We start from the raw sequence: 21,232 nt of genomic DNA on the forward strand, positions 1-21,232 counted from the left end.
CCTACCGACCTAACTCACGTCGAAACTTGAACCGCCAGTACAAATAAAGCGCTGATCCGAATGGCAGATTCAACAGCACCTGCAAGCGATGCCCGGACGCCATCGCGATCTGGTACACAGAACGTCGCGCCAAAAACTCGTAAGCAATGAGCCGCCACGTCATCACGATCCGCGTGCGCATGTTGACCGGCGGCGCGATTGCCCAGCGAATGCCGTGTGCGGACCCGACCGGGCACAGGACCGTCAGCGCCGCGCCGCCTCGCGTCAGACCATCGGACAGATACTCGCAAACATAGAAGCCGATGTTCACGTGCAGCATCCGATACCGCCGCCCGATCATTCCCCATACGGCGGACTCCATCATGAAGCGCTCGCCTTCGACTTCCGGAAAAGGAAACTGCTTCAAGATGTCTGCGCGCCAGACTTCGGCCTTGTCGCCACGCACCCCGCGATTGATGCGCATATCGATGTATGTCGCCCACTCGCGGTCCGGCTCGAAACGGTCACCGATCACGCGTCCATCCGCGCGCAGTCTGAGAAAGCTCATGCCGCATACGTCGGGAATGGTTCGACACGACGACCAGTTTTCGCGAATCGTCGCGATGGCATCGAGCGTGAGCGTGTCATCGCTATCGACCGTGATGATCAATTCGCCCTTCGCAAGTGCGAAGCCCCGATTCAGCGCGGTATGCTTCCCGCCGTTCGGTTTCTGAATGTAGCGCAGCGGCCAATCGACCTGGTCAGCCCAGCGCTCGCAAAGCGCGCGCGTGTTGTCGACGCTGCCATCATCGACGACTATCCATTCGAAATCTCTGTCGCTTTGTTTTTCGAGGCTGGCGAACAAGCTTGGCAACTGAGCCGCACGGTTATAGCTGGCGGTAATAACAGAGATGAACGTCATCGAGAAAACTTGACAATGCGTGGCATGCGGGTGAGGCGATTCCAAGTCGGCGATCGCGTCAGACAAGGCATCGGCGAGAAATCAGGCTCCATGCTCTTGCTCCATGTCCTCTTCCTCGTTCTCGTGGATGGAGAAAAGATAGAGAACGAACACGACGCCGGCCATGACAGCAGTGCCTACAGGAAGCGCGGCCAAACCGAGCATTGGTGTGAAGGCGAAGTTGGCCGCGACCTTGGCGACGAAGCCTGCGCATGTGATGAACGCGATCGACCGATAGCGCCCTTCGCTGGCAGCCATCTGCATCAACACTAATGTGGCAAATGCTGGCGCTAATTGCAGCGTGAACCAGCGAAGCAAGACCGCGACATGTTCAGTATCGACTGCCGTGAAAGCGCCTCGTTGAAACAGCACACGCACGATCAAAGGCGCGGCGAACGAAGCGACACATGCCGCCACGGCGCCGATTCCGAACATGACGTAGGCCCATTTGATCGCCATGGATCGAGCGCGCTCGCGTTCGCCATTGCGGATGGTCTGCGTCAACACGGGCAACGTCGCCCTTCCGATTGCCGATGCACCGAGACCCATCAGCAACGCAATCAGCCGATTGGCATAACCAAGCGTGGCGACCGCTCCAGCACCTTCACGGGTCGCCATGTATTGATCGATAGGCACGATACAAGCAAGGATGGCCTGACTGATGAGCATGACGCCGATCGAATGCGCCATGGCCCGCCACTGCGGCGAACTGAATCCGAAGCGAATGGGAGCGCGGACCTTATCCGCACGCCTTGCGAACATCGACAACAAATAAACTTGCAGCGCGAGTCCGAGCGTAACGGCCATGTAAAGCGGCTTGATCGACGAACCGGTACTGACGATCACCACGAAAAAGAGCACTGCAGCCGGCACGGCTTCGAGCAACGTGTTGATATGCCGCTCGCGTGCCTGCAAGCGCGCGGCATCGATACACATGAGCAAGGTGAGCGGCACGAGCGGCGACATGCCGACGATAAATTGCATCGCAAGCGATCTCGTATGCTCCGGCAGCGGTCCACCCACATAGGCGATCACCACGGGCGATGCGAAAACGAGCACGTTGGCGATGGCAAGACCGACGAGCCACGCCAAGCCACGCAATTCGCCGATGAAGTTGGCGAGCGTGTCCGTGTCGTCGTTGCGCATGCGCACGAGCACGGGAATCAGCACGGTACTGAGCACCGTGACGAGCATGGAAGGTATCCATGTGGCGAGCGTGAAGGACAACTGGTAGGCATCGACGATACCGCTCACGCCATAGCGATACGCGATCGCCATTTCCTTGAAGGCGCCGGCACTCTTGCCCATCAGCACGAAGAGTGACACCCATGCGGCGCCCTTCGCTATCCTGCGATGATCCGGATGCGCGTTCGCAAGCTTGGCCCGAAGCTTGGAGGCCAGTCCGAAGCTCATGTCCGCTTCTCTCTGCGACGCCGCGGAACGACCTTGCCCGCGCGCGCGGCGACTTCGCGCCAGGTCGACTCATACGCTTTCTGCATCCGCTCGAGACCGAAGTTACGCACAATGCGAGTGCGCGCGCGTTCCCTGCGCGCTTTACCTTCAGTCGTGCGGTTCATTGCAATTGCTGCACCAAGCGCCTTTGAAAGCGCGACTGAATGACCAGGCGGGACGACCCATCCTTCGCTACCGACTATCGTGGCAACGTCGCCTACATCGGTATTCACGCTCAACGTGCCGCAAGCCATCGCCTCGGCGACCACGTTCGGGAACGCTTCGCCAGCGCTCGGCAGCACGTGGATATCGAGCGCGTTCATGACGCCTGAGATATCGTCCGACGGTCCCGCCAGAAGCACGCGTTCGCGCAAACCGACAGCATCGAGCGATGCGAGAAGATCGGCGTTCGCGCATGTCATGTCGGCGCCGACGAGCACCAGCTTGAAAGCGACGCCATCATCGGCGAGCATCGCCGCGGCGCGAAACAGGTTCGGATGGTCTTTCTGAGGATTCCAACGCGCCACGCATCCGATAAGCGGCATATCGTCCGAGACTTGCCAGAGCTGTCGTTGCGCGGCCCTTGCATGAGGATCCGGCGAGAAGCGTTCGATGTCGTAGCCGTTCGGGATCCACGAGAACTTGCTGCCGTCATAGCCGATCTGTTGATGCGCGGCCTGGCCTCGTTTCGAGCAGCACACGATGCGGTCCGGCACGAAGCGCGAGAGCAATCCGCACATCTTCGCAATCCGGACCGTCATGCGTGTGTTCTTGTCGGAATCGAGATTCGCGTGGTGAACCGCCCAGCAAATCGGCTTGAAGCGCGTCAGATAGGCAAGCACGCCGCCGATGAGATCAGCGTGATACATCCAGGTCTGCACGACGTCCGGGCCGAATGCGCGCATGACCGACCAGAGACGAAGCAACGCGCGCGGCGTGATTCGGCCTTTCGAACAATTCAGCGCTTCGACTTCGATGCCTTGTTCGAGCAACTTCGCCGTGTAGTACCCTTCTCCGCGCATACAGACCACGCGATGCTCGATGCCGCTCGTGCGCCCGTGCGACACAACCTGGAACAACACCGCCTCTGCGCCACCGCGATCGAGGCTGCTGATGACATGCAGAACCTTCATCGTGATGTATTACCGTTGCTCGCATCGGAAGATTGGACGTGGTTTCGCTGCGTCTTCGTCGACGCGATATACCACGGCACGGCGGTCCGAATGCCTTCGTCGAGCCGCACGCCGTCGGCATATCCAAGCATCGACTTCGCCTTCTCTATACTGGCCTGCGAATTACGTACGTCCCCTGCGCGAAACGCGCGGTATGTCGGCGGCCGATCGTATCGAATGCCGTATTCTCCAAGCGTGTCACGCAGCAAGCCGAACAACTCGTTCAACGTCGTGCGATCTCCGAGTGCGACGTTGAAGACCTGTCCGCGCACATCATCGCTCGCCGTTGCTGCGAGCAGATTGACCTGTACCGCGTTATCGACGAAGCAGAAGTCGCGGCTCGTCTCGCCGTCGCCATTGATCTGCACGTCTTCGCCGCTCATCATCGTGGCGATCCAGCGCGGAATGACCGCCGCATACGCGCCGTTCGGGTCCTGGCGTTTGCCAAAGACGTTGAAGTAGCGCAAGCCCGTCGCCTTGAAGCCGTAGCAGCGCGCGAAGACTTCTGCATAGAGCTCATTCACATACTTCGTGACGGCGTAAGGCGAAAGCGGACGTCCGATATTCGCTTCCTCTTTGGGAAGCACCGGATGATCGCCGTATGTCGAACTGGACGCCGCGTAGGTGAAGCTGGATACGCCTGCATCGCGCGCGGCGACCAGCATGTTGAGGAAGCCACCGATGTTCACCTGATCGGTCGCGACCGGATCGTTCAGCGAACGCGGCACCGATCCCAAGGCGGCCTGATGCAGCACATGCTTCACGCCAGCGACAGCGGTCTCGCAATCTCGCGCATTGCGGATATCGCCTTTTATCAGCGTGAAGCGTGACCATTGCTCCGGCAACACCGAGGTCGCCACTTCGTCGAGATTGCGCCGATGACCGGTCGCGAAGTTATCGAGCCCGACGACTTCCTGATTCAGCCTGAGCAGCGTCTCGACGAGATTCGAACCGATGAATCCCGCCGCGCCCGTGACCAGCCATCGCACTGGATTCGCTCGCAACGCTTCGCAGATAACCTGATAGCGATTCATCGTGAGTATCCTTACAGGCGCAGATCCGAACCATCGGCCGGCAAGACATATTTGAGGTCGTAGAGAAGGTGCTCCTTCTTGCCGAAATCGCGCATGCCCTTTCCGAGCGTGACGAACTGCTCGTGAGCGACCGCGATAACGATCGCGTCATAAGCACCCGCCTCAGGCGACTCGACGAGATCGATGCCGTATTCGTCCTTGACCTCGTGCACAAGCGCCCACGGATCGCAGACATCGACATGCGCCTGATACTCTGCAAGCTCGCTGACGATGTCGATGACACGCGTGTTGCGAATATCCGGGCAGTTTTCCTTGAACGTGAGACCGAGAATGAGCACGCGCGCATCGGCGATAGCAATGCGCTTCTGCGCCAGCGCCTTGACGAGTTGCGCGACGACATACTGCCCCATGTTGTCGTTGAGGCGACGACCCGCGAGAATGATCTCCGGGTGATATCCGATCTCTTCGGCCTTATGCGTCAGATAGTAAGGATCGACGCCGATGCAGTGACCACCAACCAGACCCGGCTTGAACGGCAGGAAGTTCCACTTTGTACCCGCCGCGCGCAGCACGGACTCGGTATCGATATTCATGCGATTGAAGATGATCGCGAGTTCGTTGATCAACGCGATATTCACGTCACGCTGCGTGTTCTCGATGACCTTCGCGGCTTCGGCCACGCGGATGCTCTCCGCCATGTGCGTTCCCGCCGTGATGATCTCGCGATAAACGGCATCGACCTTGCGCGCGGTTTGCGGCGTCGAACCGGACGTCACCTTGCGAATGTCCACTACGCGATGCGTTTTGTCGCCGGGATTGATGCGCTCGGGACTGTAGCCGACGAAGAAGTCGACGTTCATCTTGAGACCAGAGACGCGCTCGAGCACGGGCACGCAGACTTCTTCGGTGGCGCCCGGATAGACCGTCGATTCGAACACGACGATGTCGTTTTTCTTCAGCACCTTGCCGACGGTCTGGCTTGCCGAAATGAGCGCGCCGAGGTCGGGCCGGTTGTACGCGTCGATTGGCGTCGGCACCGTGACGATGAAGAAGTTGCACTTGGCAAGATCCGCCGCATCGGCGCTGAAACTTAGCTGACTTGCGCGGGCGAGTTCCTCGGTACTTACTTCGAGCGTCGAATCGATACCCTGCTTCAGCGCATCGATACGCGTCGTGTTGATATCGAAGCCGACTACGGGACGCCCGCGACCAAACTCGACGGCAAGAGGCAAACCTACATAGCCCAGACCGATGATTGCAATACGGAGATTTTCTAACATTTCGTTTAACCAACCTTCAGTGTTTCTCGATGCTTTGCTTGAAACATCGACGCCGAATTCGTCACGGCGTGCTTTTAGCGAGTGCTGCGATCAGGAGCGGTCCTGGTAGTAACCGTCTCCGGTATAGCGATAGCTTTGGTATCGGCCGCCGTAGCCATAGATTCTTCCGCGCGGCTTGATTGCGTTGAACAGCAAGCCGGTGACTTGCGTGCCGGTCTGCGTCAGACGCTTGATGGATTCGCTGACCTCTCCGCCGCGGGTCACGCCAGAGCGCGTGACGAGGAAGACGCTGCCCGCCGAGCCAACGATGGTTTCCGCGTCGGAAACGACGAGTACTGGCGGCGCGTCGACGATGACGACGTCATAGGCACGGGATGCCGCCGAGATGAAATCGCCCCAGTTTTTATGCGAGAGCACTTCCGCAGGGTTCTGCGGATAATTGCCCGACGAGACGAAATCGAGATTGGGAAGAACGTCCCGATGCACGACAGAATCGACCGACCTGGCTTCGGATATCGCGTCGGACAGCCCGGCATCGCGCCCCAGACCGAAGTACCGGTTGAGATAACCCTTGCGCATGTCCGCATCGATGAGCAACACGCGGGCGCCGCTCGACGCCAGCACCGTCGCGAAGTTGACGGACACGAACGACTTGCCGATTCCCGGTGTCGGACCCGCGATCAACACGACGTTATTTTTTCCACCCGATGCGACGAACTTGAACGCGGTCCGAAGACTGCGCAGGCTCTCCACGGCTGGATCGTTCGGATACAGATTCGCGAGCACCAGCGGGCGCGAACCGTCGCTTCGCAGGTTACGGATGAGTTCGGCCTGCTTGTCGCTAACGGGAATCGTGGCGTAGACGCTGAGACCGGTGTGCTCTTCCAGCGAAATCGGATCGGTGACGCCCGTGAACAAGCGGTCCTTCACGAGTGCGAGCAAAGTTCCGAGGAACAGACCGACGATCGCCGCAGCGGCCATGACGATCAGCTTGCGCGGCTTGACCGGGCGCTCGGGAATATCGGCGGTATCGACGATCCGCACATTGCCGATCTTGCCCGCCTTCACCAGACGCAACTGCTCGACGTTGCTGCGCATGGCGACATACAGGTCCGTCGAAACACGCACATCCCGCTGAAGCTTGAGCATGTCCTGCTCGGTCAGCGGCATCTGGCGAATCTGCGCGGCGATGCTATCGATCTGCTTCTGGTTCGTCGCAATTTGTTCGTCGATAGCGAGCAACGACGGATGCATCGGACCGAAACGCGTCGCCAAGTCCTGGCGCTTTTGCTTCATCGCGATGAGGCGTGTCTCCGCGTCGGCCGATTGCTGCAAGCTGACCTTGCCGGCCTCGGACAAGTCCACGATCGTGTGACTGTTTTGATATTCGCTCAACTTCGCTTCAGCGTCTTCGAGTTGCTGCTTCATGACGGGAAGCTGAGCGTCGAGGAACGAGATGGAATGTTCCGCCTGAGCCGCTTTGCGGTCGGCATTTTGCTTGACGTATTGGCGGCCGAGTTCATTCAGCGTGTCGCTCAAAAGCACGGGGTCCGTGCTTTCGAGCGTCGCGGAAATCACGCCCGAGTGCTTGCCCTGCTCGATGATCTGCAACGACTTGATGAGGTCATCGGTCGTGAGTTGGCTCGAACGAGATTTCAGGACGAAGCTGGCGCCCGGTCTTCCGGACAGCTTGGTGACCTTCAGGGTGAGCGCGCCGAAGCTCGAGTTGAACTTCTCTTCGGTGCCGATAGAACCCGTCACTGGAGATTCCAGTCCGTAACCGCTCAGGCTGTACCGGTTGTCCTTCAGCACTGTCAGGTCGTAGCTGCGTCCCTGAAGCTTGCGGGGAACCTCGAAGGCGGCAAGCTCGATCGATTCGCTGCCCCAATCGAAACCGCCCCAACCGAATACCCCAGGATTCGACAGTCCGTCGTTGTGAGATGCCATCCATTTACCGAACACGGGAAAATAGCGTGGCTTCGCTTCGACATTGAGTTTCAGCGCGTCGACCGTTCCGGACGCGACGAGCCGCGAACCAAGAATCTGGATTTCGCCATCCGCTGACGATTTGACATCGAACATGGCGGAAACATCGCTAAGTAAGTTCTTAGCGCTGGCCGCATCGGAAGAATCTTCGACGGCTACCAGAATGCGCGAGCTATAAACCGGCGTCGCGAGAAACGCATACATTGCGCCGACGATCACGAACAGCGCAGCGACGATGGCAATCAGCTTTCTGTGATCCAACAGGGCGTCCAGCAACTCGACGATACTTAGTTGATCGCTGCTCTCGCCATGCGACATAACCGGTAGATTCTCTTGTTTCATAACTTCCAACGCGTTGATTCAATTCGCCCGACCCAGTCCGAAAGTCCTCTTTCGATCAAGTCAAAACAGTCTTCGAAAACATTCCGTTCTTTTCGGTACGGGTCCGGTACTTCAAAGTTACTGAATTGACCTAGCCTGAAGACGCGACCTTTTACAAACGGATATCGCTTCTCCAGATAGCGCTTTTGCTGTTCCTGCATTACGAGGATCAACTCGGCGCGCTTGCAGTCGAAGCCGCTCAACTGCGCGCCACGATGAGACGAGATGTCGATGCCGTGATCCATCATCACGCCTTGTGCGTATGGATCGGCCGGCTGTCCGGCAAGCGCGCTGATTCCGGCGGACCAGACTTCCAGCGACGGCACTTTCGACTGCAACCAACCCGCTGCCATCGGACTGCGGCAGATATTTCCCTCGCACACGAGGAGAACGGAGTCGATCATCCCGAGACTCCTGTGCGATCGTTCATGCGAGTCGTGCGTGAGGACATGATCAATAGCCCGCGACCTGGCGCCCGATGTTCGCGCCTTGCGCGCTCGGCAAGAGCAGATTGACAATGCGGTTCCAGCGAGCAAGACCAGTGGCGTCCACATAGACGACATCCTTTGGCTGCAGCTCGAAGTGCTCCGCGAGCGCCAGTGCCACCGGCGATGTGCTGTCGAGATGAAAGACCTGCGGCGCGGCCGGGTCTTCGGTCGGACGTACGACGTAAACTCCTGCCGCTTCGGCCGTCGAAGGATTCACGCCGGCAGCCGAGGCCAGTGCGTCATTCAAGGTAAGCCGACCGTCGTGCATCGACAGCGTCATCGGGCGCATTACTTCGCCGGTGACGAACACCTGGTTATAGGTCTGCGGCAAGACACGGACGACATCGCGGTCTTTCAGGAAGATCATCGATGCATCGAGTTTCTGTTCCGCGAGTTGCGGCAAGCTAATCTGGAAGGTCCGGCCGTTACGCAAGATCTGAATCCGGCTCGTGTCGCCCACGCCGGCGGTGACGCCATTGGCCTCGCTGAGCGCTTCCGACAGGGACATCGGGACATTCGTGATCGGCTTGATGCCAGGCTGATTGACTTGGCCCTCCACGAACACGCGCTGACTGCGATAGGCGACTACGCTTACCGTCAGTTGCGGATTTCTCAGATAAGGCGTGAGAAGGCGCTTCAACGTCGCTTGTAATTGAGCGACGGTTCCGCCAGAAGCCTTCACTTTTCCAACATATGGAAACTGAATGTCGCCGTTATCCCCGACGACGAAGCCGGGGACCGTCTGTGTGCTGAGACCCGGCCCATTGGGCAGCGTGCCGGCTGTATCGCCGATGCTGTAGGTCAGATTTGGAACGACCAGTTCGGGGTGATCCCAAACGATGATGGAAAGCACATCGGCCGGCCCGATGACGTAATGATTGGGATAGCCGATGAGCTGGCGATAATCGCCTTGGGACGTGGCATCGCGCTCAGCCTTTTGCTGCCTGACCAGTTGCGGCGTGATGGTCGCGATGTCGGGTGTTGAGGCTGGGTCGGAAGAGTCGACTGGTGCTTTGGGATCGAGTCGCATGCCGGGGGCAAGCGCGCATGCGCCAAGCAGGGCGGGCAGCATTGCGATAGCGAGAGCCAACTTGAGACGGCCGGAAAATTTCAAATCAACCATTGCTTGCGGGTGTTCAATTCAATTCGGTTCAAACACTGGCTTGACGCTGAATCGGCGTCGGCCTTAGTCCGTGTTCTCAATCAAAATTTCAGGGTTAAAAACAGAGACCTTTTTATTGTTCAGCGTGCACGACAATAGGTTGCTCCTTGACAGGCGCTGGCCGAAGCCAAGCCGGCACGTGAAATCTCACGATTGCGGCATACAACCAGACATAGGTGGCAATAAAGAGGAGTGCCGACGCGCCGAGAAGAACTGGAGATTCTGAAAACAAGGTTGCCGGAACGACCGCGCAAAGCGTCAGTGTCCACAAATAAGGAGATGCCCGGGAATTTCTGAGACTTAAGGCGCGTGAATCGCATCGATTCAATTCTCCGCCAAGCACGCGACGATAAACCAGTGTATGCAAATGAACCGCATCAGGCGCACCGGCAGGCAAACCACGCACGAGTTTTCTCCGGTAGATCGAGAAGACGGTTTCGAAGACTGGGTAGATCGTAACCAGAATTGCGTAAAGCGGCGAAATGCTGGGATTGCGCATGGTGAGCAAGATCAGCAACTCGGCGATTAGAAAACCGATGAAATACGCGCCGCCGTCTCCGAGAAAGACTCGGGAGATCGGAAAATTCCAGGCAAGAAAACCGGTAATCGCACCAATCAGCGTCAACGAGACAATAACAATTGTCGAGTCGCCCACATGAAACGCCACCAGGCCGATCGACGCTAAAATGATGATCGCAACAACCGATGCAAGCCCATTCAAACCGTCGATGATGTTAATCGCATGCACCACGCCAGATACTGAAAATACTGTCAGAGCAATCGCGATGGGCGAGAAAACAAGCACTGCATCGACGTAAGAAAGGTTCACTCGTGTAACCACCGCCCGGAGTGCGAAGCAAGCAAGCAGTGCCGCAATCATCGATGCGATCAAACGCGTTCTCGGGCTGATTTTCTTGGTCAGATCCTCCGCGAAACCTGACAGGAACGCGGGCAAGGAACAGCCAAGCAAAATCAGAGCTTCGCTACTGTTATGCGAAGGATTCAGAAAGGCATTCAAGAGTAACGAAGCAGCGACTGCGACGATGACCCCCGCGCCACCGATTCGTGGCACCGCAACCGCATGGACTTTTTGAATCCCATCCAGATCGCGGTCCATTGAGAAGGAACCATGCCAGCGCTCGAAGCGAACAATGAACAGTACCGAAACAAAGGAAACCAGAAGCGCGATCAACACAACCAACATCGAAATCACCACCAAGTCCTCAACCTAAAAATCGAAAGCCTTTCTGCGCAAGATCAAAATAAGCGTGAATATTGGCTTCTTCTTTCCTGCCAAACATGCGAGATAGTCCGCTTGTTTATGCTTTTCATTATCACCGCTTTCAGGCCCTAATGACCTATCAACTTCTAAAGCACTTTGTTTCACGCTGACCTTTCAAGGCGCTCCGCCATTTCCAGTAACGGCCTTTGAATCTATATCAACGGACGAGCCGCAAGCGTTATTGGGAAATGTCTTAAGAGGATGAACCATAGGGTGGCGGCTGCCCAATCGCCGTTACTAAAATTCACGGGCTTTGATGTAAATGCTAACAACGAGCAAGTGTACTAGCAGTTGTAAAAAGTCTGGCAGCGATCAGGACATAAACTGTGCAATTTCATCGCATTCTTAGGCTTAATCGACGTACGCGTAAGCTCTTTTACAGACATGTCTTAGTCTTCCAAGAAATTCCGAGACAAAATGTGCAAACCGTTAGGATAATTCCGTTTGTATCGAGGGATAAACATCGAGTTTCGGAGAGACGTGCGAAAGAAAGCGAGATGGCGCGATCCGGATGAGAGGTCCGGCTTCACGCGTTTTAGAGGTTAGATTTCTGCGCGGCGGACGTTTCGCGCGCTTACTGTTCGTGCGCGGCGGCTAAGGGTTCCGACAGCGCCGCCGGAGCATACTGCGATCAACGTGTGGATCGAATGGAGCGTGTGCGTGTGCGCGTTTTCGATGTTTGACTACGCGATCTCATCATGCCAGACGCGCGATTGCTCGAATTCAAGACGCGAACAACCCCGCGCTTGAAAAAGAGGGAGACAGTTCCGCGCGAGCACTGCTCTGGCAAGCGACATAGCGAATCGCCATGCATGGCTGCTAGAAGTTGTCAACGCAAGCCAAGATTGAATCTCACGCGACCGGGCCCGATCACCGCCCAAAAACAAAAAGCCCCGCAAGTTTTTAACCTTGCGGGGCTTTTCTACTACTACTGGCGGAGACGGAGGGATTCGAACCCTCGATCCAGTTTTTAGCCAGATGCTCCCTTAGCAGGGGAGTGCCTTCGACCACTCGGCCACGTCTCCCAAACTGTTCGTCGCACCGGGAGTGCAGTGCAACGAGATCGAGATAATAGCGTGTTCGCTCGCGCCGGTCAAATTCGCATAACGATTTTTTCCAATCGATTACGCATCGGCTCATGGCTTACGCGAACCGCAACAGTGCATGAGCCCTCGAACCCGTCGCAACGCTCAACGCCACACTCAAACAAGACTCAAGCAACACTCAAGCGCGATCGAGCTCGAACGCCTTATGCAGCGCGCGCACCGCGAGTTCGGTGTACTTCTCGTCGATCAGCACGGAGATCTTGATTTCGGAAGTCGAGATCATCTGGATGTTGATGCCCTCTTCCGACAACGTGCGGAACATGGTGCTCGCGATACCCACGTGCGAACGCATGCCGACACCCACCACCGACACTTTCGACACCTTCGGGTCGCCCAGCACGGTCTCGGCCTGCACGTGGCCCTTCACTTGGCCATTAAGGATCTCGAGCGCGCGCTGATAGTCGCCGCGGCCCACCGTGAACGTGAAGTCGGTCTTGCCGTTCACGCTCTGGTTCTGAATGATCATGTCGATGTCGATGTTCGCATCGGCGACAGGTCCGAGAATCTGATACGCGACGCCCGGCTTGTCCGGCACGCCCATCACGGCGATGCGCGCTTCGTCGCGCTGAAACGCGATGCCAGAAATCACTGCTTTTTCCATGTTCTCGTCTTCTTCAAAAGTAATCAGGGTGCCCGAGTGCATTTCCTTTTCGAGCGGCATAAGCGGGTCGGTCAGGCTCGAGAGCACACGCGTCTTCACCTGATACTTGCCGGCAAATTCCACCGAACGGATCTGCAGCACCTTCGAGCCCAGGCTCGCCATCTCCAGCATCTCTTCGAAAGTCACGCGGTCGAGCCGGCGCGCTTCTTCGACGACGCGTGGATCGGTCGTATAGACGCCGTCGACATCGGTATAGATCAGGCACTCGTCGGCCTTGAGCGCCGCGGCGATCGCGACCGCCGAGGTGTCCGAGCCGCCGCGCCCGAGCGTGGCAATGTGACCTTCCGGATCGACGCCCTGAAAGCCCGTGATGACCACGACCTTGCCCGCATCGAGATCCTTGAGCACGCGCTCGCCGTCGATTTCGCTGATGCGCGCCTTGGTGAACGCGCTGTCCGTCTTGATCGGCACTTGCCAGCCGGCGTAGCTCACGGCTTCGAGGCCTTCGGCGTGCAGCGCGATGGCGAGCAAGCCCACGCTGACCTGTTCGCCGGTGGAGGCGATCATGTCGAGTTCGCGCGGGTCCGGATTGGGCGTGATGTCTTTCGCGAGGCCGAGCAGGCGGTTGGTTTCGCCGGACATCGCCGAGGGCACGACGACCAGCTTGTGGCCTGCCTTGTGCCATTTGGCGACGCGCTTGGCGACGTTCTTGATGCGCTCGACCGAGCCCATCGAAGTGCCGCCGTATTTGTGTACGATGAGTGCCATTGTCGTTTTGAACTGGAAGGAAAACCGCGCTTCATGCGCTCGTTGCAATGCGCTTTAAGCGTTGTGGCCGATCACTTCGGGGATGATTTGAAGCTGGCGACGCGACGCGTTGGCGCATATGCCGCCGCGTGCTTGGGGTACCGGATTGCAATACCAGGCAGCAGTTGCGTTAGCCAATCGCGCATGAAAGTCGCGCGGTTGGTACGCAGCGAATTCGCGCGATGGCTGGCGATTTAACGTTGAATATCACGTCTTTTGGACGGAGATGACGAGCAAAACGCCAAGCGGACAAACGAGCTACGGTACCGGATCGAAGCCGAAATTACAAGATGAAGCGGCTGGGCGTCTATTTTAACGGGTTTGCGGCGGACCATCCCGAAAAGAGGCATGCGCAAGTTGCTGCCCTCCTGTACTGGAAACTCGTTGCCAGCCGGACACCGCAGCCCTCAGGCGATCAACAAATCCGGCCGCCAGATCAACCGCCGCCACGGCCCCTTCGCGTTTTCGACTTCGCGATTCACGCCGACGAGCGGCACGAACATCAGCAACGCGCCGATGAAGATGAGCGGCACATCGCGCTTCCACGCTGGCACGCCGCGCTCCTGAAAGAGATTCTTGAGCGTGCGGCTAGGTGCATCGGATGCAACGCGCAAACGCTCGCCGCCCGCGCGTGAACGCGCGCTCAACGGCGCGGCGCGCAACACGCTTTCGGCGATGACGTCATCGCCCGGTTCGGCGGCAGGCTCGAACACCAGCGACCCGCGCCACTGCGGCAAGCGCCAGACTTCCTCGCCCTGCCAGCGCAGTTCGACCAACGCTCTCGCTTGACTCGGACCGTCGTCGAGATCGGGTGCATCGGCGCTGTCGGCCTTCTCCCAGAACAACGCATTGCGATAAACCCGCAGCGCGTGTCCCACATGATCGATACGAAGCGCGTGCCCGTCGCGCGCGTCGGCGGCTGCGTGCAGTTGACGCAAAATGTCCGCGACACGCGCGGTGGATGCCGCCTGCAAGCCGCGATCTCGCATCCAATAACGCAGCAGATTGGTCGCGCGCTCGTCGTCGAGTGCGAGCAGCGCATTGAGCGCGAGCGCGCCTTCTTCCGCGTGCCGCGCCTTTTCCATGTCGATGCCCGCCAGCTCGTCGAGCAAGCGTTGCGCCGAAGCGGCATGCGACGCCGTGCGCGCGAGCGCATCGCGAAAGCCGGGGAAATGCACGGCGAGCACCGGCAGCACGTCATGCCGCAGCGCGTTGCGCGCATAACGCGTGTCGGCGTTGGATTCGTCCTCGATCCAGCTCAGGTCGCGCTCATGCGCGTATTGCTCGAGTTGCGCGCGCAGCAGCCGCAACAACGGACGCAGACGCATCACCTCGCTTGCGTGAAGACGCTGCGGCGCCATCGCCGCGAGGCCCGCGACGCCCGCGCCGCGCAGCAATTGCAGCAGCACGGTTTCGGCCTGATCGTCGGCGTGATGCGCGATCAGAAGCGCCGCCGCGCCTTGCTCGTCGCAGAGATCGTCGAGCGCGCGATACCGCGCATCGCGCGCGGCGGCTTCGAGACTCTCGCCGCCCATGCGAACGACATCGACATGACGCGACGCATATCGCACATCGAGCGAGGCCGCCAGCGCCTCGCAATGCGATACCCACGCATCCGCGTTAGGGCTCAGGCCGTGATGGATATGCAGCGCGATCACGCGCGATGCGCCGAAGCAGCGCACGGCGGCATCGAGAAGAACCGTGGAGTCGAGACCGCCGCTGAGCGCGACGGCCAGTAGCGAGTCGGCGGGCAGCGCCGCCTCCGACAAAGCGCCGCGCAACGCCTCGATAACGAGGCGGCCGGCCGGGGTTTCAGTGTCGAAGTTCGCCATGAGGAACGCGGATCACGCGCCCGGCAGCGTTTCCTTGAACTTGCCGTACGCCATCAGCTTGTCGAAGCGGCGCTCGCGCAGATCCTGCACGCTCATGCCCTGGAACTGGCGCAGGGAATCGGCAAGTGCGCGACGCAAAAGCGCCGCCATGCCCTTGGGGTCGCGATGCGCGCCGCCGAGCGGTTCGTTCACGATCTTGTCGATGAGACCCAGCGCCTTCAACCGATGCGCCGTGAGCCCGAGCGCTTCCGCGGCTTCCGGCGCCTTGGCCGCGCTCTTCCACAAGATCGACGCGCAGCCTTCCGGCGAGATGACCGAGTACGTGGAGAATTGCAGCATCATGACGGTGTCGGCCACGGCGATGGCAAGCGCGCCGCCCGAACCGCCCTCGCCGATGATCGTCGTGATGATCGGCGTCTTTAACTCCGCCATGACGTAGAGATTGCGCCCGATGGCTTCCGACTGCCCGCGTTCCTCCGCGCCGATGCCGGGATACGCGCCGGGTGTATCGACGAAAGTGAAGATGGGCAGATTGAACTTCTCGGCGAGACGCATGAGGCGCTCGGCCTTGCGATACCCTTCCGGGCGCGGCATGCCGAAGTTGCGCAACGCGCGCTCCTTGGTGTCGCGACCCTTCTGATGGCCGATCACCATGCACGGCTGACCATTGAAACGCGCAAAACCGCCGACGATGGCGAGATCGTCCGCATAGGAACGATCGCCATGCAGTTCATGGAAGTCCGTGAACAGCTCGTTCACGTAGTCGAGCGTGTACGGACGCTGCGGATGCCGCGCGATTTGCGATACCTGCCACGGCGACAGATTCGCGTACAGATCTTTGGTGAGCTGCTGGCTCTTTTTCGACAGCCGCTCGATTTCTTCCGAAATATCGACAGCGGAATCGTCCTGAACGAAGCGGAGTTCTTCGATCTTCGCTTCGAGTTCAGCGATCGGCTGCTCGAAATCCAGAAACGTGGTCTTCATGTGTTCGAGTCCTAGAACATCGGGCAGGGCGTATTTTAACCGCGTCCGTCCCTGATAAATGCGCGCGGGAACTATCGATTATAAATCAACGATAGTTCGCCAATCTTTTAGTCGGTTCTTAATGGTCCGCGGGAATCGGATTGAGACTGCGCCACATGTACCACGTTGCAACCGTGCGCCACGGCTCCCAGTTAGCAGCCACTTCGCGCGCTTCACTGCGCGTGACAGGTTCGCCGCTGAAGTAGTTGACGCTGATCGCCTGAATAAGACCGAGGTCGTCGAGCGGCAAAACGTCCGGGCGCGCCAGGTTGAAGATGAGGAACATCTCCGCCGTCCACCGCCCGATACCGCGAATCTGCGTCAGTTCGGCGATCACGGCTTCGTCGTCCATCGACGCCCAGGTATCCACGTGCAACGCGCCCGATACGAAGTGCTGCGCGAGATCGAGAATGTACTCCGTCTTGCGTTTGGACAAGCCGCACGCCTGAAGCTTCTCCGGGCCGAGCTTGATGAAACGCGCCGGCACGACATCCGGACAAGCGCCCTTCACGCGCTCCCAAATGGCTTGCGCGGCCTTCACCGAGATCTGCTGGCCAGCAACCGAACGCGCGAGCGTCGAGAAGGGATCGCCCAGATTCACGAGATGCATCTGGCCGAACTTCGGAATGAGTTTCTTGAGGATGCGGTCGCGCTTCATCAGGTCGGCGCACGCTTTGTCCCAGTAATCGGGACGCACGACTTCGCGCGTGAGTCCGCCGATCTGCACGGGCACCTCGGCATCCGCCGTGACGACGCGCGACTTGCGCACGACTTCACCGCGCTCCTTGTCGGCGACGAGCGCTTGCGCGTTCGTGGCATCGCCGGCATGCGCGCGTCCGTTCGCCTTGACGGGCGACGCTTCCGCTTCCTCGCTGCGCGTTTTTGTCACGCGCGCGGATGCGCGGATCGCTTTCGTGTCCGTTTTTGCATCCGCTTTTACGTCCTCACGGCTTACGCCGTTCAGACGCGTGCCGTCGCTACGTTTGAGTGCCGCGCGCTTGACTGCCTTCTGAGCCGAAGCTCTTGCACCATCACTCTTGAGCGTGCTTGTCGTCGCTTGCTCGGCGCGCGTTCGCTTCGTCGCGGGCGATGCATTCCTGACAGACGCGGGTCGCTTGACCGGCGTCTTCCTGGCCGTTGCCATCGTGCCTCCTGCCTGATGAGTCGATCAGAGGGTTTGAAGGGCTGCGTTCACACGCGGCGCCATTCGGTCGACCCACCCGGTTTGTCTTCAAGCGCAATACCGGCTTCGAGCAATTCGGCCCGAATACGGTCTGCTTCGGCATAGTTCCTTGCCTGCTTCGCGGCAACGCGTTCGGCGATCTTCGCTTCGATCTCTTGCGGCGCGAGGCCTTCGGTCGAAGCCGCGCCGCCTGCTTGCTGCAGGAAAGCGCGCGGCTCACGGCCGAGCAGACCCAGCACGCCGGCGAGACCCTTGAGCTGGCGCGCGAGAGAAGTGTCGCGTGTGCGGTTCACTTCGCTCGCGAGATCGAACAGCACCGAGACCGCCACGGGCGTGTTGAAGTCGTCGTTCATCGCAGACTGGAAACGCTGCGCGTTCGCCTCGTTCCAGTCAAGTTGCCGATTGTCCGGCTCGACATCTTTCAACGCCGTATAGAGGCGAGTCAATGCGTTCTTGGCATCGTCGATATGCACGTCGCTGTAGTTCAGCGGCGACCGATAGTGTGCCCGTGCAATAAAGAAACGCACCACTTCGGCATCAAATTTTTCAAGGACTTCGCGAATGGTGAAGAAGTTGCCAAGCGACTTCGACATCTTCTCGTTGTCGATCTGCACATAGCCGTTGTGCATCCAGTAGTTCACGAACGTCTGCCCGGTCGCGCCTTCGCTCTGCGCGATCTCGTTCTCGTGGTGCGGGAACTGCAAGTCCTGGCCGCCGCCATGAATGTCGAACCGGTCGCCAAGCAAGCTGCAGCCCATGGCCGAACACTCGATGTGCCAGCCTGGACGCCCGCGTCCCCACTTCGAGTCCCAGCCCGAGTCCTGTGGCTCGCCGGCCTTTGCCTGCTTCCACAACACGAAGTCGAGCGGATCTTCCTTCGCGTCGTTGGTGGCGACGCGCTCGCCCGCGCGCAAGTCTTCGATGGACTTGCCCGACAGCTTGCCGTAGTCAGCGAACTTGCGCACGGCGTAGTTCACGTCGCCGTCTTTCGCGTGATAGGCATAGCCGTTCGCCTGCAATGCATCGATCATGCCGAGCATCTGCGCAATGAAGTCGGTTGCGCGCGGCTCGAGGTCCGGACGCGCGACGCCGAGCGCATCGGCATCTTCGTGCATGGCCGCGATGAAGCGCGTGGTGAGCGCCTTGATGGGCTCGCCGTTGTCCACCGCGCGACGAATGATCTTGTCGTCGATGTCCGTGATGTTGCGCACGTACGTGACTTTATAGCCGAGCGTGCGCAGCCAGCGCTGCACGATGTCGAACACCACCATCACGCGCGCATGGCCGATGTGACAATAGTCATACACCGTCATTCCGCAGACGTACATGCGTACCTCGCCAGCGCGAAGCGGCGTGAAGGATTGCTTGTCACGCGCGAGCGTGTTGTAGATGCGCAGCGAATTCATAGAGAGACAGTGCGTGAACCCGGAACATTCGTGCATGGCATTGCATGCGGCGTGTCGATGCGGGCTTTACGGCCAAGGCGCACTCGCGAAAGCGACACGACGGTCATGCGACCAGAACGAAGACGGCCACGAGTGGCTGAAAAGGAAAGTCCAACAAGAAAGTCCAACGAGTCCGATGCCTCGCAACGCTGCTTCGATACACCGGGCAACACATGCACTTGCAAAGGATAGCTGCAAGCAGCCGGCGCGTGCGCGAAACGTACGGACCTTTTGTTAGAATGGGTCGGAGTATAACACCGGGGCCTGTGCCCATGAAGTGCCCGGCGTGCCGCGCGACGGACTTCGCGCGTGACGCTCGAGCCATGCCCGAGGCCTTTTGCGGCGGGCTTGTCGGCCAAGTTGCCGCATGCTTCGCTGACTTGCTTCGACACCTGGTTGTCCGCTTGCCGGCCGCTTGCCGGCCGCTCATCCATCAAGCCCGGTTATGATCCCTTCGCTGCCTCATTCCTTGAATCGATTCCAAGTGACTCACGCTCGCGCGCGCATGCCTTCGCACCTTTTCTCTCTTTCCCGCAACATCGCGAGGAACACGCTCATGCGTGCCGGCGCGATCGCGGTCATCGGCATGGCGGCTTCGGTCGGCATCTCGACCACGGCGTTCGCGCAGCTCGCGAAATCCACCACCGACGGCACGCCGCAAATCGACTCGACCATCGCCGGACAAGACTGGAACGCCGCGCTCAAGCAACTCGATGCGCGCATCGCCACCAATCCGACCGACGTGCAGGCGAAGTTCAAGCGCGGCACCGTGCTTGCGCGCCTGAACCGCGACGACGACGCCATCGTGGCCTTCACCGAACTCACGCAGGCGTATCCCGAACTGCCCGAGCCGTATAACAACCTCGCCGCGCTCTACGCCAAGAAAGGCCGCTACGAAGAAGCGCGCGCCGCGCTCGAAACGGCGGTCAAGGCGAACCCGGGCTACGCGCTCGCATACGACAATCTCGGCGATCTTTATCTGCGGCTCGCGAGCGAAGCGTACAAACGCGCGCAATCGCTCGGCTCGACGAGTCCGCTCACGCGTCAGCGCGTGACGGCCATTCAGAACATCATCACGCCGCCACCGGTTCGTCGCGGCGTTGCGGCGAATGGCGCCTCGGGCACGCGCGCCACGACGGCGCCGCAATCGCCATCGGGTGAATGGGCGCCCGCGCAAGGCTCGGGCAGCACCGACAGCGGCACCGGCCTGTCGACCATGCCCTCACCCGATTCGTACTCGCCGTACGGCGGCGCAACCGGGCCGTTCCCGACCGCGCCTTACGTCGCGCCGCAGACGCAGCCTTGAGACACGCGACCACGGCGCGGCGTCGGACAATGCCAATTGGCGCACTCGCGCGTGCAGGCGGTAAGCTGTCGGTCGGCCGCGATTGCGGCTGCTTATCTGCATTCGTTTGCATTCATCACCCGAGGACCGATCCTTCATGAAATTGCTGATGCTGGGGCTTACCAGCGCTGCCCTGATCGCTACCGCGCCCGCCTACGCACAGGCGGCGCAATCCGCAACGGGCGCGCATCCGACCGTGCTGTTCCATACCTCGCAAGGTGACTTCAAGGTCGAGCTGTATCCGGAGAAGGCGCCGAAGACGGTCGCGAACTTCCTGGACTATGTGAAGTCCGGTCAATACTCGGGCACGATCTTTCATCGCGTGATTCCGGGTTTCATGATCCAGGGCGGCGGCTATAGCACGAGTTTCGCCGAGAAGCCCACGCGCGCGCCCATCGCGCTCGAAAGCAAGAACGGCCTGAAGAACACGACGGGCACGCTCGCCATGGCGCGCACCAGCGACCCGAATTCCGCCACGGCGCAGTTCTTCATCAATACGGTCGATAATGCAGGACTCGACTTCCCGAATCCCGACGGCAACGGTTATGCCGTCTTCGGCAAGATCGTCTCGGGCATGGATGTCGTGAAGAAGATCGAAGCGAGCCCGACCACCACGCGCGGCCCAATGCAGGACGTGCCGCAAAAGCCGACCGTGATCGAGTCGGCTACCGTGGTCTCGCAATAAACGCACAACCCGGCAGCGTTCGTTCGGT

The 21,232-nt window shown here is 59.5% G+C and carries 16 protein-coding genes and 1 tRNA gene; 2 read left to right on the forward strand and 15 right to left on the reverse strand.

Features of this window, described 5'->3' with window-relative positions; translation table 11 throughout:
- Position 1 precedes the first annotated feature (1 nt).
- The 15 genes from P9250_RS27275 to cysS form a co-directional block, all read right to left on the reverse strand.
- The gene (locus P9250_RS27275; RefSeq protein WP_250465156.1) at positions 2-901 is read right to left on the reverse strand and encodes a glycosyltransferase family A protein; all 900 of its coding nucleotides are present in this window, start codon (positions 899-901) and stop codon (positions 2-4) included.
- An 81-nt stretch (positions 902-982) separates the two neighbouring features.
- On the reverse strand, positions 983-2,353 hold the full coding sequence (murJ, locus tag P9250_RS27280) for a lipid II flippase MurJ (RefSeq protein ID WP_309962929.1): 1,371 nt from the start codon (positions 2,351-2,353) through the stop codon (positions 983-985).
- Positions 2,350-3,525 carry a glycosyltransferase gene (locus P9250_RS27285; RefSeq protein WP_310396196.1) on the reverse strand — a complete coding sequence of 392 codons (1,176 nt, stop codon included), beginning with the start codon at positions 3,523-3,525 and terminating at the stop codon, positions 2,350-2,352. Before P9250_RS27285 ends, murJ begins: the two co-directional genes overlap by 4 nt.
- Positions 3,522-4,598, reverse strand: coding sequence for an SDR family oxidoreductase (locus tag P9250_RS27290; protein WP_310396198.1), 1,077 nt, complete (start codon positions 4,596-4,598; stop codon positions 3,522-3,524). The genes P9250_RS27285 and P9250_RS27290 overlap by 4 nt, the downstream gene beginning before the upstream one ends.
- 11 nt (positions 4,599-4,609) lie before the next feature.
- On the reverse strand, positions 4,610-5,878 hold the full coding sequence (gene tviB, locus P9250_RS27295; RefSeq protein WP_250509216.1) for a Vi polysaccharide biosynthesis UDP-N-acetylglucosamine C-6 dehydrogenase TviB: 1,269 nt from the start codon (positions 5,876-5,878) through the stop codon (positions 4,610-4,612).
- Between the two features lie 90 nt (positions 5,879-5,968).
- Positions 5,969-8,206 carry a polysaccharide biosynthesis tyrosine autokinase gene (locus tag P9250_RS27300; RefSeq protein WP_250465161.1) on the reverse strand — a complete coding sequence of 746 codons (2,238 nt, stop codon included), beginning with the start codon at positions 8,204-8,206 and terminating at the stop codon, positions 5,969-5,971.
- Entirely contained in the window at positions 8,203-8,649 is a 447-nt protein-coding gene (locus P9250_RS27305; protein WP_250465162.1) for a low molecular weight protein-tyrosine-phosphatase, read from the reverse strand. The genes P9250_RS27300 and P9250_RS27305 overlap by 4 nt, the downstream gene beginning before the upstream one ends.
- A gap of 49 nt (positions 8,650-8,698) precedes the next feature.
- Positions 8,699-9,856, reverse strand: coding sequence for a polysaccharide biosynthesis/export family protein (locus P9250_RS27310; RefSeq protein ID WP_250465163.1), 1,158 nt, complete (start codon positions 9,854-9,856; stop codon positions 8,699-8,701).
- 112 nt (positions 9,857-9,968) lie between these two features.
- On the reverse strand, positions 9,969-11,099 hold the full coding sequence (locus P9250_RS27315) for a glycosyltransferase (protein ID WP_310396907.1): 1,131 nt from the start codon (positions 11,097-11,099) through the stop codon (positions 9,969-9,971).
- A 1,010-nt stretch (positions 11,100-12,109) separates the two neighbouring features.
- A tRNA-Ser gene (locus P9250_RS27320) sits at positions 12,110-12,202 on the reverse strand.
- Positions 12,203-12,401: 199 nt separating this feature from the next.
- Complete coding sequence (locus P9250_RS27325) at positions 12,402-13,652, reverse strand: aspartate kinase (protein ID WP_244825543.1); 1,251 nt, start codon at positions 13,650-13,652, stop codon at positions 12,402-12,404.
- 446 nt (positions 13,653-14,098) lie between these two features.
- Positions 14,099-15,523: a tRNA lysidine(34) synthetase TilS gene (tilS, locus tag P9250_RS27330; RefSeq protein WP_310396202.1), complete on the reverse strand. Its 1,425-nt coding sequence runs from the start codon at positions 15,521-15,523 to the stop codon at positions 14,099-14,101.
- 12 nt (positions 15,524-15,535) lie between these two features.
- Positions 15,536-16,507: an acetyl-CoA carboxylase carboxyltransferase subunit alpha gene (locus P9250_RS27335; RefSeq protein ID WP_244825547.1), complete on the reverse strand. Its 972-nt coding sequence runs from the start codon at positions 16,505-16,507 to the stop codon at positions 15,536-15,538.
- Between the two features lie 118 nt (positions 16,508-16,625).
- Positions 16,626-17,690, reverse strand: a complete 1,065-nt coding sequence (locus tag P9250_RS27340; RefSeq protein WP_250465165.1) for a DNA-3-methyladenine glycosylase — start codon at positions 17,688-17,690, stop codon at positions 16,626-16,628.
- A gap of 47 nt (positions 17,691-17,737) precedes the next feature.
- Positions 17,738-19,135 carry a cysteine--tRNA ligase gene (gene cysS, locus P9250_RS27345; protein ID WP_250465166.1) on the reverse strand — a complete coding sequence of 466 codons (1,398 nt, stop codon included), beginning with the start codon at positions 19,133-19,135 and terminating at the stop codon, positions 17,738-17,740.
- 595 nt (positions 19,136-19,730) lie between these two features.
- Between cysS and P9250_RS27350 the strand changes: the two genes are divergently transcribed.
- Positions 19,731-20,480 (forward strand): tetratricopeptide repeat protein, encoded by a 750-nt coding sequence (locus P9250_RS27350; protein ID WP_310396205.1) that lies wholly within the window; start codon positions 19,731-19,733, stop codon positions 20,478-20,480.
- Positions 20,481-20,616: 136 nt separating this feature from the next.
- Positions 20,617-21,204 (forward strand): peptidylprolyl isomerase, encoded by a 588-nt coding sequence (locus P9250_RS27355; protein ID WP_244825554.1) that lies wholly within the window; start codon positions 20,617-20,619, stop codon positions 21,202-21,204.
- The last annotated feature ends 28 nt before the right edge of the window (positions 21,205-21,232 follow it).

It is taken from the genome of Caballeronia sp. LP006, from assembly GCF_031450995.1.
Taxonomy (GTDB): Bacteria; Pseudomonadota; Gammaproteobacteria; order Burkholderiales; family Burkholderiaceae; genus Caballeronia.

Excerpts from the sequence above, each read along its gene's own strand:
- P9250_RS27285 (WP_310396196.1), bottom strand. The coding sequence starts at position 3,525 with ATGAAGGTTCTGCATGTCATCAGCAGCCTCGATCGCGGTGGCGCAGAG.
- tviB (WP_250509216.1), bottom strand. The coding sequence starts at position 5,878 with ATGTTAGAAAATCTCCGTATTGCAATCATCGGTCTGGGCTATGTAGGT.
- P9250_RS27335 (WP_244825547.1), bottom strand. The coding sequence starts at position 16,507 with ATGAAGACCACGTTTCTGGATTTCGAGCAGCCGATCGCTGAACTCGAA.
- P9250_RS27325 (WP_244825543.1), bottom strand. The coding sequence starts at position 13,652 with ATGGCACTCATCGTACACAAATACGGCGGCACTTCGATGGGCTCGGTC.
- P9250_RS27275 (WP_250465156.1), bottom strand. The coding sequence starts at position 901 with ATGACGTTCATCTCTGTTATTACCGCCAGCTATAACCGTGCGGCTCAG.
- cysS (WP_250465166.1), bottom strand. The coding sequence starts at position 19,135 with ATGAATTCGCTGCGCATCTACAACACGCTCGCGCGTGACAAGCAATCC.
- P9250_RS27310 (WP_250465163.1), bottom strand. The coding sequence starts at position 9,856 with ATGGTTGATTTGAAATTTTCCGGCCGTCTCAAGTTGGCTCTCGCTATC.
- P9250_RS27300 (WP_250465161.1), bottom strand. The coding sequence starts at position 8,206 with ATGAAACAAGAGAATCTACCGGTTATGTCGCATGGCGAGAGCAGCGAT.
- murJ (WP_309962929.1), bottom strand. The coding sequence starts at position 2,353 with ATGAGCTTCGGACTGGCCTCCAAGCTTCGGGCCAAGCTTGCGAACGCG.
- P9250_RS27290 (WP_310396198.1), bottom strand. The coding sequence starts at position 4,598 with ATGAATCGCTATCAGGTTATCTGCGAAGCGTTGCGAGCGAATCCAGTG.
- P9250_RS27350 (WP_310396205.1), top strand. The coding sequence starts at position 19,731 with ATGCGTGCCGGCGCGATCGCGGTCATCGGCATGGCGGCTTCGGTCGGC.
- P9250_RS27340 (WP_250465165.1), bottom strand. The coding sequence starts at position 17,690 with ATGGCAACGGCCAGGAAGACGCCGGTCAAGCGACCCGCGTCTGTCAGG.
- P9250_RS27305 (WP_250465162.1), bottom strand. The coding sequence starts at position 8,649 with ATGATCGACTCCGTTCTCCTCGTGTGCGAGGGAAATATCTGCCGCAGT.
- tilS (WP_310396202.1), bottom strand. The coding sequence starts at position 15,523 with ATGGCGAACTTCGACACTGAAACCCCGGCCGGCCGCCTCGTTATCGAG.
- P9250_RS27355 (WP_244825554.1), top strand. The coding sequence starts at position 20,617 with ATGAAATTGCTGATGCTGGGGCTTACCAGCGCTGCCCTGATCGCTACC.
- P9250_RS27315 (WP_310396907.1), bottom strand. The coding sequence starts at position 11,099 with ATGTTGGTTGTGTTGATCGCGCTTCTGGTTTCCTTTGTTTCGGTACTG.